Annotated in this window: 8 protein-coding genes; 2 read left to right on the plus strand and 6 right to left on the minus strand. The window is 37.2% G+C overall.

Features of this window, described 5'->3' with window-relative positions; genetic code table 11:
• Positions 1-145: 145 nt before the first annotated feature.
• The 6 genes from CHRYMOREF3P_RS12540 to CHRYMOREF3P_RS12565 form a co-directional block, all read right to left on the minus strand.
• On the minus strand, positions 146-1,075 hold the full coding sequence (locus CHRYMOREF3P_RS12540; RefSeq protein ID WP_077419506.1) for a 2-hydroxyacid dehydrogenase: 930 nt from the start codon (positions 1,073-1,075) through the stop codon (positions 146-148).
• 45 nt (positions 1,076-1,120) lie between these two features.
• Positions 1,121-1,507: a GxxExxY protein gene (locus CHRYMOREF3P_RS12545; RefSeq protein WP_317169696.1), complete on the minus strand. Its 387-nt coding sequence runs from the start codon at positions 1,505-1,507 to the stop codon at positions 1,121-1,123.
• A gap of 87 nt (positions 1,508-1,594) precedes the next feature.
• A complete protein-coding gene (locus CHRYMOREF3P_RS12550) occupies positions 1,595-2,137 on the minus strand; it encodes an acyl-CoA thioesterase (RefSeq protein ID WP_077419504.1) in 543 nt (180 codons plus the stop codon).
• Positions 2,125-2,877 (minus strand): hypothetical protein, encoded by a 753-nt coding sequence (locus tag CHRYMOREF3P_RS12555; RefSeq protein WP_077419503.1) that lies wholly within the window; start codon positions 2,875-2,877, stop codon positions 2,125-2,127. Before CHRYMOREF3P_RS12555 ends, CHRYMOREF3P_RS12550 begins: the two co-directional genes overlap by 13 nt.
• 203 nt (positions 2,878-3,080) lie before the next feature.
• Positions 3,081-5,198 carry a TonB-dependent receptor gene (locus tag CHRYMOREF3P_RS12560; protein ID WP_180564762.1) on the minus strand — a complete coding sequence of 706 codons (2,118 nt, stop codon included), beginning with the start codon at positions 5,196-5,198 and terminating at the stop codon, positions 3,081-3,083.
• Positions 5,199-5,515: 317 nt separating this feature from the next.
• Complete coding sequence (locus tag CHRYMOREF3P_RS12565) at positions 5,516-6,286, minus strand: WG repeat-containing protein (RefSeq protein ID WP_232539021.1); 771 nt, start codon at positions 6,284-6,286, stop codon at positions 5,516-5,518.
• A 287-nt stretch (positions 6,287-6,573) separates the two neighbouring features.
• On the opposite strand from CHRYMOREF3P_RS12565, the gene CHRYMOREF3P_RS12570 reads away from it, so the two are divergent.
• Both CHRYMOREF3P_RS12570 and CHRYMOREF3P_RS12575 read left to right on the plus strand, forming a co-directional pair.
• Positions 6,574-9,357, plus strand: coding sequence for a bifunctional aconitate hydratase 2/2-methylisocitrate dehydratase (locus CHRYMOREF3P_RS12570; protein WP_077419500.1), 2,784 nt, complete (start codon positions 6,574-6,576; stop codon positions 9,355-9,357).
• A gap of 319 nt (positions 9,358-9,676) precedes the next feature.
• Positions 9,677-11,944 carry an aconitate hydratase gene (locus tag CHRYMOREF3P_RS12575; protein ID WP_180565783.1) on the plus strand — a complete coding sequence of 756 codons (2,268 nt, stop codon included), beginning with the start codon at positions 9,677-9,679 and terminating at the stop codon, positions 11,942-11,944.
• The last annotated feature ends 79 nt before the right edge of the window (positions 11,945-12,023 follow it).

Here is a 12,023-nt window from a genome sequence, read left to right on the forward strand (position 1 = left end):
AACATGAAAGGGACATTATGAATTATTTAACATAAATGAAGGGAGATATAAAATTTGGAAGGACAAAATCGCGAAAAAGTGAAAGTTAATAAAAAAGCGAATTCACTTTTTGTAAATTCGCCTTTTATCTTTTATTTTTCATTGTTTAACAATGTGAAGCTACAATTTTATCTACAATAAACTGAGCCAACTTTTCTTTGCTCTGGTGTGTCCACCCGGCAATGTGTGGTGTTACAATGGCTTTTTCACATTCAAGAAGGTATTTTAAATCTTCATTTTCAGTTTCAATATGCTCGAAAGAAGATTTTTCGTATTCTAATACATCCAGACAGGCACCTTTTACTTTTCCAGATTTCAACGCTTCTACTAAATATTTAGTTTTCACATTCTTTCCTCTTGCCGTATTGACAAAATAGAAGTTGTTTTTCATTTCTGCAATGAATGTTTCATCTATAAGATAATGCGTTTCTGAAGTCAAAGGAATATGTAAGCTTACAACCTCAGCAGACTGTTTCAGCTCTTCCAGAGAAACCTGTATTGCATATTCATCCGAAAGGCCGGGAAGTATATCATGGAAGATCACTTTACATCCGAATCCTGAAAGCCTTTTAGCTGTAGCTTTCCCCATATTTCCATATCCGATAAGCCCTACAGTTTTCCCCAGCAATTCATCTCCTCTGTTTTCTTCACGTTTCCAGATCCCATTTTTCACTTCCTGAGAGGCAATAAAAAGTCTGTTCATGATCACAAGCAGCATTCCTACCACATGTTCTGCTACGGAATCTCTGTTTCCTTCCGGAGAATTGATCAGTTGGATTCCCAGTTTTTCAGCAACAGGAATATCTATGTTTTCCATTCCGGCTCCTACCCTTGCAATAAATTTCAGGTTCTTACCCTTCTCCAGAAAATTTTGGTCTAAAGGAATACGACTTCTGATAATAATCCCGTCGTAATTTTCAATTTTATTGCAAACCTCATCATAAGACGATGTAAAATCCTCTTCCAATATAAAATTCTGAGCCAAAAGCTGCTCAGTGATAAGAGGATGATTTTTATCTAAAAGAAGTATTTTCATAATTTAAACACGAATGACACTAATTTATTTCACAAATAACACAAATTATAATATCCCATTAATCACTCTCTTAACTCCATTTTTAAATTGAAGCGTATTAAAGTTAATCAACATTCCAAGTTTACAATTACTTAAGCGAAAGTATGTAAGTATTTGTGCTAAATGAATATCTTGTAATGATTCTATAGATTTTATTTCCAGTACAATTTTTTTCTCAATCAAAAAGTCAAGCCTATAGCCCACATCCATTTTCACTTCATCATAAACTAATGGCATCGATTTTTGCCTTTCTACAAGAATACCTTGTTTATTTAATTCATAAAACAAACATTCTTCATAAGCACTTTCTAAAAGTCCTAGACCCAATGTCTTATGAACTATATACCCTGCTTCGTAGACAATTTTTGATATATCATTTTCTGAAATATCCATTTTGATTATTTTTTTTCATTTGATTAGGCATAAACCATTTGTGGAAATTCGTGCCAGATATTTGTGTCTTTTGTGTTTTATAGGAGGTTATTTCTTATCTTTCTTAGACTCCTGTGGTTCCTGGAAGAGTTTTTTAAGCTCTACAGATTCCAGAGGTTTCATTCTTCCGGAAAGAATTAATGAAAGTTCTTTTCTACGGAATGCTGCTGCAAATCTTTCTTTTTCTTCTTCTGTTTCAGGAACCATTTCCGGAATCGGAATCGGACGGTTGAATTCATCTACTGCAACGAAAGTATAAATACCAGCATTGGTATGAATTTTCTTCTGATTGATCGGGTCATCCAACCATACATCCACATATACTTCCATGGAGGTAGAAAATGCCCTGGAAACTTTAGATTCCAATACCACTACTCCGCCTTCCGGAATCGGGTGATTGAAAGACACGTGGTTTACAGAAGCTGTTACTACTCTTCTCTCGCAGTGTCTTGCCGCAGAAATAGACGCACAACGGTCCATTTTTGCCAAAAGTTCACCTCCAAAAAGATTTCTTAAAGAATTGGTTTCGTTCGGAAGAACGATATTGGTCATAATGGTCAGAGAGTCTGACGCTTTTTTTATTTTTGCCATCTAGTCTTAGTGTTGTTTGGAACGGCCGGAGCTGGTTTTACTCCTTTTCCGACAGGTTTTGCTAATGAATCTTTTTTCAAAGAATCTGAAACGGATGCTTTTGGGGTATGTACCATCACCTTAATGGTATCTTTTACAATTCTGTGGGTAGAGGTTTGTACGGAAACCTTATTGAAAGACTTTTTACCAAAAAGAAGTTCCTGCTGGGTAAAAGCCAGATATAAAATCCCCAAAACCGGAATAATCAAAAGGAAAACCCAGAGAAGAGTTTTTCTGAATTTGAAATCCTTTTCGCGATTAACTGAAGGATTTACCTTTTCTCCGTTATTGATATCTGAAAATCTGATCTCTTCAAGTCCATAAAAGTCCGGACGTCCTGATTCTATTCTTTTTCCTTTGAAATGGGTATGTCCTTCTTCAATGAAAACTGTTCCAAGGTTTTGAATTTCAAGAACCTGTTCGGCCTGAAGTTTCTTCTTCCAAAAATCTGTCTGGATCTTCAGATCACTTCTTGAAGCCTCTAAGGACATCTGTTTCTGTCCTGCAATAAAAGCAGTAAGATCTTCAGCCTGTACTTCGTAGTCTATTGTAAATTCAATCTGACTGGCTGGAGGTAAGATACTCCCGTTTTCGGAATTGATAATTGCCTTAGAATTTTTCAGTGAAAACACCCCAAAGCCTGGAACCGTGGCAGTTCCAAATTGTTTTAAGTATTCTAAAATGTATGCTGAAATATTCATTTGGCAGCAAATTTATAACTTTTTCATGACTTTTTAAGATATTTAACCTATATAAAAAAAGACTGCCGAGACAGTCTTTTGATTATTCTGTATCAAAACTGAAATACAGGTATTTAAACTTCTTTTTTTAAGCTTAACAGTTATAATGAAACGGGTAAAAGGGCAGATTTACAAATTCACTTATTTACTTTCCGACCTTCTCATTATTGAATCTTCCAGCTCACTCCAAACATGAAATTCGTTCCTGCCTGTGAAAAATAATACGGCTGTCCTTCGTACACGGATCCGTTGTTGACATATTTTTTATTGAACAGGTTATTCACCAACAGTTTTAATGCAATTTCATTATTAGCAATTTTAAACTGATACTGAGCGTTGAAATCTGTCAGGAAATAATCTTTAAGCTGCAGATTTGCATCTTCCGTATTGTCCAGATATTGTTTCCCGACATACTGATTCATTAAAGCAAACTGAAAATTCTTTGTAGGGTTGAATTTCAGACCTACATTGGCAATTACATTTGGAGAGAATGAAATCTGTGTATTTCCAAGACTTTTAGGAACATCTCCATTTTGAATATTAAAATCCTGGTTTCTGCTCTGGCTTAGCGTCACATTTCCGGAAACTTCCCATTGCTTGGATAGCTTTGCCAGGGCACCTACCTCAATACCTCTTCTGTAGCTTTTCCCGGAATTGGTTCTGATGAATGCTCCTACATTATTAAGTACACCATTTAATACCAATTGATTCACATAGTACATATAATAGAGATTCGCTGTAAAGGATACAATCCCGAACTGTTTTTCAAAACCAGCTTCAATGTCATGAAGTTTTTCAGGTTTAACATCGTTATTCGCCATCAAGTCATCTCTGTTCGGTTCACGGTGTGCATGAGCGTATGACAGGAATACTTTACCACCTTCAATTCTGTAATTTACGCCGGCTTTTGGATTAAAAAACAGCCAGTTCTTACTTAAATCTGCACCTTCACCATCACCAGCCATCAGGACTTTAGTATTATAATTGATTTTTCTAAGCTGTAAATCACCAAAAAATTCAAAATTATCTACTCTGAACAAGGCTTTTGCAAAACCGGATACTTCATTCTTTATCGAGCGGCTTCTGTAATACTCGCTTTCATCAATCTGAGGAAAAAATACTCCAGTAACATTTCCGTAGTGTCTTCCGTAATACTGATTGGCAACAACACCAACATTCAGATCTAAGTTTTCAAACTTTCCGTAAAGCGTTGAAACAACTCCATAAAAATCATTATTCAGCCATTTTTTCCTGATAAAGTCTGAATATTTTATAGTTTGCCCTACTTCAGTCAAATCAGGTAAATTGTATCTGGAAAAAGGATCTCCCTGCTTGTAGTTCTCGTAATATCCTTTTCCTTTGGTATAGTGAAAAGTAGTTTCAAGATTCCATCGGTCACTGAATTTTTGTTCCCAAAGCAACTGATAGTGGTTCTGTCTGTAATTGTCTGTTTCGTTGTCATAGAAACTTACAATATTCTCCCAATTGACATCATAAATAGCACCTGAAACATTGAATTTAGGATCGGTTTCCCATGTCTTACGGTCAATCCCGTTCCATGCCTGGTAGGTTTTCTCTCTTCCGCCGAAAGCCATTAAACGCAGCTTTGTGTTTCCTTCTTCAAATAAAGCAGTGAAATTATAAGAATGTAAGTTTGATGAAGCTCTGTCAATATATCCGTCAGAGTGAATATGCGTATATCTTCCCATTATGGAAAGACGGTTTTTCCAGAACTTACCGGAACCTACTTCAGCCGAATATTTATAGGTATTGAATGAGCCGTAGCTGTCATCTGTTTTAAAATAAAATTTTTCTTCAGGATCTTTAGAAATCACATTGATACTTGCGCCAAAAGCAGAAACACCATTATTGGAAGTTCCCACCCCTCTTTGAATAACAATCTGAGACGCAGAACTTGTTAAATCCGGAACATTCACAAAAAAAGTCCCCTGGCTTTCAGAATCGTTGTACGGAACACCATTCATCATTACATTAATGCCGCTTCCTGAAACTCCACGAATTCTAAAACCGGTATATCCTACTCCATTTCCTGCATCTGAGGTAGAAATAATGGAGGTTTGATTTTTTAAAAGAATAGGAAGATCCTGTCCTAAATTTTTACCGTCTAAATCTTTCTGTACGTTGATGATTTCCTTTGCTACCGGCAGCCTTTTGGTAAAGTTGACGGCTTCAATTTCTCTGATTTTCAGAGAATCCTTATTCTGAGCCTGGATAAAGGCTACGGAGCCTACGCTAAGCCCTAAAAAAAATAATCCTTTCATTCTATAAATCTTTGACATTTAATGAATAAAAGGGGATCGATAAGATATTATACAATAAGCGCCTGATGAAGACGCATCCCTAAACAGCATTACCTGTTCCAGGTTCATTGGGTATAATCTCAGCCTGTTAAAGCACCCCTTTATTTCAGCCGCAAAATTACAAAAAATATATGAGATAAAAGAGAATGTAAAATCCGGGTTACGGGTTGCGGGATATTGGGTTATGAGATAATAAAAACATCACGGAAAATAGGAGTTATTGAATGAACCATTCATCATTCATCATTCATCATTCATAATTTATAATTTATAATTTTCTAATAGGTTTTATTGTCCGCATCAACATAATAGTAGCTTTTTCCGTCTTTCGTGACTTCAAACATCTTCCCCAGTTTCCAGCTAAAGTTTCTTTTAATATTGGCATATTCAAAAGGAATGATGATCTTATTGTTAACGTCAATCACTCCAAATTTATCATTATTGGAAGCAACAATCATGGGATTAGCCACATCATCACCTTCCATAATGTACAGATACTGATATTGAGGATAGATCTGAAACTGCCTGTAATCTGCAGCATTCACAAATTTTGATTTTTCAATAATGCCGTAAAAACCATTCAGAGTATAAGCCTGAAATAGCTGCTGTTTATATTCTTCAAATATACATTTTCCAAAATCGGCTTCTTTGAACTGGTATACTCTCTTCCCAGACTGATCTACCCGGTAAGAAATCATATCTTTTTCTACTGTAGCATATTCTTTTGTTCCGAATTTTCTAACTTTTTCATTAGGAGAATTCAGAAGGTTGCAGTCTTCGTAAAAAAATACGGCAATATGATATTCCGGCTGAATAATAAATTTCCCTTTCTGGTTAACATACCCAAAATGATCACCTTTCTTCTTAGGAATCAAAACCGGAAGATCTTTATTGATTATTACTAAATCAGGATTAGGCTTTTTAGCTGCAGACCCTTTCTTAACCGCTGTTTTCACGCCTTGCTTCACCGTTATTTTCTTCACAGATTTAGTCTGTGAAAAAACGAAAACCGAAGTAAAAATGCATAAAACATTTAGGATATTTTTCATATTCACCATATGTCTACAAAAATATGACCAAAAATAGATATTATAAAATTCATATTTATAAAGAATCTAAATAATTTCGTTTCTATAAAATATTAAAAATTCGTAATTTTGGGAACATTTTGAATTGTTTGATAATTTTAAAAAACTTTTAAGAAAGTGTAGATTATGCTGACTTTATTCGGTTAATGTTGCATCAAAATGCGAGAACTCAAAATGTCATTAACTGTATTTGTACAGACCGGTAAAGAAGAAGCAGGCCTACCTTTAATGTTGAAAGACCTTCTATTATGAATATTTATAAGGATTACATCAAAGAGATTGAAGAAAGAAAAACCCAAGGGCTTCATCCAAAGCCTATTGATGGTGCTGAATTACTAAGCGAAATCATTACACAGATTAAAGATTCAGGTAATGCTGACCGATCGGATTCTCTTAAATTTTTCATTTACAACACGCTACCCGGAACGACAAGTGCGGCGGGAGTGAAAGCTAAATTTTTAAAAGAAATTATTCTGGGTGAATCCATAGTAGAAGAAATTTCCCCGGCATTTGCCTTTGAATTATTATCTCATATGAAAGGCGGACCTTCTATTGAAGTGCTGCTGGACCTTGCTTTAGGTAACGATCCGGCTATCGCTAAAGAAGCTGCAGCTGTTCTTAAAACACAGGTTTTCCTTTATGAAGCAGACACAACCCGTCTGAAGGAAGCATTCAACAGCGGTAACGAAATCGCAAAAGAAATTCTTGAAAGCTATGCAAAAGCTGAATTCTTTACGAAACTGCCAGAAGTTGCTGAAGAAATCAAAATAGTAACATTTATTGCCGGTGAAGGAGATATCTCTACGGATTTACTTTCTCCGGGTAACCAGGCCCACTCAAGATCAGACCGTGAACTTCATGGTAAATGTATGATCACTCCTGAGGCTCAGGAAGAAATTAAAGCTTTACAGGCACAGCATCCTGATGCAAGCGTTATGCTTATCGCTGAAAAAGGAACAATGGGTGTAGGTTCATCAAGAATGTCTGGAGTGAATAACGTTGCTCTTTGGACAGGTAAACAAGCCAGCCCATATGTACCATTCGTAAACATTGCTCCAATTGTAGGAGGAACAAACGGTATTTCTCCGATCTTCCTTACAACAGTAGACGTTACCGGAGGTATTGGTGTTGACCTTAAAAACTGGGTAAAGAAAGTTGATGAAAACGGAAACCCAATTCGTAACGAAAATGGCGACATCGTTCTTGAAGAAGCTTATTCAGTAGCAACAGGAACTGTTTTAACGATTAATACAAAAGAAAAGAAATTATATAACGGCGATAAAGAACTTATCGACCTTACTAAATCTTTCACTCCGCAAAAAATGGAATTCATCAAAGCGGGTGGATCTTACGCTATCGTATTTGGTAAAAAACTACAGACATTTGCAGCTCAGCTTTTAGGAATTGAAGCACCTGCTGTTTTTGCTCCATCAAAAGAAATTTCTCACGAAGGGCAAGGACTTACGGCTGTAGAGAAAATATTCAACAGAAATGCTGTTGGAACTACTCCAGGAAAAGTGTTACACGCTGGTTCAGATGTTCGTGTAGAAGTGAATATCGTTGGATCTCAGGATACAACAGGTCTTATGACTTCTCAGGAACTTGAATCTATGGCTGCAACAGTGATTTCCCCAATCGTTGATGGTGCATACCAGTCAGGATGTCATACGGCTTCTGTTTGGGATAAAAAAGCTCAGGCTAATATTCCGAAACTGATGAAATTCATGAATGAGTTCGGTCTTATTACAGCCCGCGACCCGAAAGGTGAATATCATGCAATGACTGACGTAATCCACAAGGTTCTTAACGACATCACTGTAGATGAGTGGGCCATCATCATTGGTGGTGACTCTCACACAAGAATGTCTAAAGGGGTGGCTTTCGGAGCTGACTCAGGAACAGTTGCTCTTGCATTAGCTACAGGTGAAGCATCTATGCCAATCCCTGAATCTGTGAAAGTAACGTTCAAAGGAAACATGAAAGAACACATGGATTTCCGTGATGTAGTTCATGCAACACAGGCTCAGATGTTGAAGCAGTTTGGAGGAGAAAACGTATTCCAGGGTAGAATCATTGAGGTTCATATTGGTACACTTCCTGCTGACCAGGCATTTACCTTTACAGACTGGACTGCTGAGATGAAGGCAAAAGCTTCTATCAACATTTCTGAAGATAATACTTTGATTGAATCACTGGAAATTGCAAAAGGCAGAATCCAGATCATGATTAATAAAGGTATGGATAACCATAATAAAGTTCTTCAGGGACTAATTGACAAAGCAAACAAGAGAATTGCAGAGATCAGATCAGGAGAAAAACCTGCTTTGACTCCGGATGCAAATGCTAAATATTATGCTGAAGTAGTTGTAGATCTTGATGTAATTGTAGAACCTATGATTGCTGACCCAGATGTAAATAACGACGATGTATCTAAGAGATATACTCACGATACCATCAGAGACCTTTCTTATTATGGAGGTGAGAAAAAAGTAGACCTTGGTTTCGTAGGATCTTGTATGGTTCACAAAGGTGACCTTAAGATTGTTTCTCAAATGCTTAGAAACATTGAAAAACAACAAGGAAAGGTAGAGTTTAATGCTCCTCTTGTAGTAGCAGCACCTACTTACAACATCATTGATGAATTAAAGGCAGAAGGAGACTGGGAATTACTGGAAAAATATTCAGCTTTTGAATTTGATGATAATGCTCCAAAAGGAGAAGCTCGTGTTGAATATAAAAACGTAATGTACCTTGAGCGTCCCGGATGTAACCTTTGTATGGGTAACCAGGAAAAAGCAGCTAAAGGAGATACAGTATTAGCAACTTCTACACGTCTTTTCCAGGGAAGAGTAGTTGAAGATTCTGAACGTAAAAAAGGTGAATCTTTACTTGCTTCAACTCCGGTTGTAGTTCTTTCTGCGATCATTGGAAGAATTCCTAATATTGATGAATACAAAGCTGCCGTTGAGGGTATTGACCTTACCACTTTTGTACCTTCTATTAAAGAATTAACAAGTACAAGCGCTCACTAAGAGATTTACACATACGTCGTAAGACTATTGAAAATTATATAATTGGAAGATTTTAGTCCTTTGGGATTTAAAATCTTCCTATTTTTTGTTTAGAACGTTTCTATTTTAAGATAGTTACGTTTTTTTTTCGATAAAATCCGGAAAATAGATTCTATTTTTTCTTAAATTGAAAGTTATAAAATCTATTGATTTTGGAATCAAAAACAACCCTGTTTATGGATTATAGGAACGTTTTTTGATATATAAAAAAGTGATTTTTCTTTTTCAGACAGTAGAAAAGGAAGCATTAAACGGAAAAAGAACAAAACTAAAATACGATATGACTTTTGATATTGATATGATCAAAAAGGTGTACGAGCGTTACCCGGAAAGAATTGCTGCAGCAAGACAAACCGTAGGAAAACCTCTTACCCTTTCAGAAAAAATCCTTTACACCCACCTTTGGGAAGGAAATGCTACACAGGCTTATGAAAGAGGAAACTCTTATGTAGACTTCGCTCCAGACAGAGTAGCAATGCAGGATGCCACTGCACAGATGGCGCTTTTACAGTTCATGCAGGCAGGAAAAACTAAAGTTGCCGTTCCTTCCACAGCTCACGCGGATCACCTGATACAGGCAAAAGTAGGAGCTGATAAAGATTTACAGGAAGGAATCAACAAAAACTCTGAGGTATTCAACTTTCTAAGTTCTGTATGTGATAAATACGGAATCGGATTCTGGAAACCGGGAGCAGGTATCATTCACCAGGTTGTACTGGAAAATTATGCCTTCCCTGGAGGGATGATGATTGGGACAGATTCACACACTGTAAATGCAGGAGGACTGGGAATGGTAGCAATAGGTGTTGGTGGTGCTGATGCGGTAGACGTAATGGCAGGAATGGCCTGGGAGCTTAAAATGCCTAAACTTATCGGGGTAAAATTAACCGGTAAAATGAGCGGATGGACTTCTGCAAAAGATGTTATTCTGAAAGTAGCAGGAATCCTTACCGTAAAAGGAGGAACCGGATGCATCGTAGAATATTTCGGTGAAGGGGCAGAATCTCTTTCTGCAACAGGTAAAGGTACAATCTGTAACATGGGTGCTGAAATTGGGGCTACAACTTCTACTTTCGGATACGATGATTCTATGAGAAGATATCTTGCTGCTACCGGAAGACAGGATGTAGTGGATGCTGCGGATAAAATTGCTGAGCATTTAACAGGAGATGCAGAAGTTTATGCAAACCCTGAACAATATTTCGACCAGTTAATAGAAATCAACCTTTCTGAACTGACGCCTCACTTAAACGGACCTTTCACTCCGGATCTGGCAACTCCGGTTGCAGAATTCAGAGCTAAAGCTGAAGCTAACGGATGGCCTTTGGAAGTTGAATGGGCACTTATCGGTTCTTGTACCAACTCTTCTTATGAAGATTTATCAAGAGCTGCTTCCATTGTAGAAGATGCCGTATCAAAAGGTGTAAAACCTAAAGCCATCTTAGGAATCAACCCGGGTTCTGAACAGGTAAAATTTACAGCAGAAAGAGACGGATTCTTAGATTCTTTCAGGAAATTTGAAAACGCAAGAATCTTTACCAACGCTTGTGGACCATGTATTGGACAATGGGACAGAGAAGGTGCTGAAAAAGGAGAGAAAAACTCTATTATTCACTCTTTCAACAGAAACTTCGCCAAAAGAGCTGATGGTAACCCAAATACCCATGCATTTGTAGCCTCTCCTGAAATGGTAGCTGCTGTTGCGATCTCAGGCAGACTAGATTTTAACCCGATTACAGATACTTTAACTAACGAAGCAGGCGAGCAGGTAAAACTTGACGAACCTAAAGGCTATGAACTTCCTTCAAAAGGATTTGCGGTAGATGATAATGGATATCAGGCTCCATCTGAAGATGGTTCCAGTGTTGTTGTGAATGTAAGTCCTACTTCAGACAGACTTCAGTTATTAGAAGAATTCCCGGCTTGGGATGGTAAAAACATTGAAGGAGCTAAGGTATTGATCAAAGCTTTCGGAAAATGTACTACTGACCACATTTCTATGGCCGGACCATGGTTGAAGTACAGAGGTCACTTAGATAATATCTCAAACAACATGTTGATCGGAGCTGTAAATGCTTACAACATGGAAACCAATAAAGTTAAAAATGAAATAACCGGTGAATACGGTGAGGTTCCGGCTGTACAGAGAGCTTACAAAGCGGCAGGCGTTCCAACAATCGTTGTAGGAGACCAGAACTACGGTGAAGGTTCTTCAAGAGAACACGCTGCCATGGAACCTAGACACCTTGGTGTGAAAGCTGTATTGGTAAAATCATTCGCGAGAATCCATGAAACCAACCTTAAAAAACAAGGTATGCTTGGAATCACTTTCGCTAATGAAGCTGATTATGATAAAATCAAGGAAGATGATACAGTTAACTTCTTAGATCTTGACCAGTTTGCTCCAGGAAAACAGTTGACTTTAGAATTCGTTCATGCTGACGGAACTAAAGATATCATCATGGCAAACCATACTTATAACAATCAGCAGATTGAGTGGTTTAAAGCGGGTTCTGCACTGAACCTAATCAAACAACAGGAAAAATAAAATTAATTGTTAGATTAATTAATATAAAGGCGGCTTCAATTGAAGTCGTCTTTTTTATTTTCATACCAAAAATTCCTGC

Origin of the sequence: Chryseobacterium sp. JV274, assembly GCF_903969135.1 — a bacterium.
In the GTDB taxonomy this organism is placed as follows: domain Bacteria; phylum Bacteroidota; class Bacteroidia; order Flavobacteriales; family Weeksellaceae; genus Chryseobacterium.

Excerpts from the sequence above, each read along its gene's own strand:
- CHRYMOREF3P_RS12545 (WP_317169696.1), bottom strand. The coding sequence starts at position 1,507 with ATGGATATTTCAGAAAATGATATATCAAAAATTGTCTACGAAGCAGGG.
- CHRYMOREF3P_RS12560 (WP_180564762.1), bottom strand. The coding sequence starts at position 5,198 with ATGAAAGGATTATTTTTTTTAGGGCTTAGCGTAGGCTCCGTAGCCTTT.
- CHRYMOREF3P_RS12570 (WP_077419500.1), top strand. The coding sequence starts at position 6,574 with ATGAATATTTATAAGGATTACATCAAAGAGATTGAAGAAAGAAAAACC.
- CHRYMOREF3P_RS12550 (WP_077419504.1), bottom strand. The coding sequence starts at position 2,137 with ATGGCAAAAATAAAAAAAGCGTCAGACTCTCTGACCATTATGACCAAT.
- CHRYMOREF3P_RS12540 (WP_077419506.1), bottom strand. The coding sequence starts at position 1,075 with ATGAAAATACTTCTTTTAGATAAAAATCATCCTCTTATCACTGAGCAG.
- CHRYMOREF3P_RS12575 (WP_180565783.1), top strand. The coding sequence starts at position 9,677 with ATGACTTTTGATATTGATATGATCAAAAAGGTGTACGAGCGTTACCCG.
- CHRYMOREF3P_RS12565 (WP_232539021.1), bottom strand. The coding sequence starts at position 6,286 with ATGAAAAATATCCTAAATGTTTTATGCATTTTTACTTCGGTTTTCGTT.
- CHRYMOREF3P_RS12555 (WP_077419503.1), bottom strand. The coding sequence starts at position 2,877 with ATGAATATTTCAGCATACATTTTAGAATACTTAAAACAATTTGGAACT.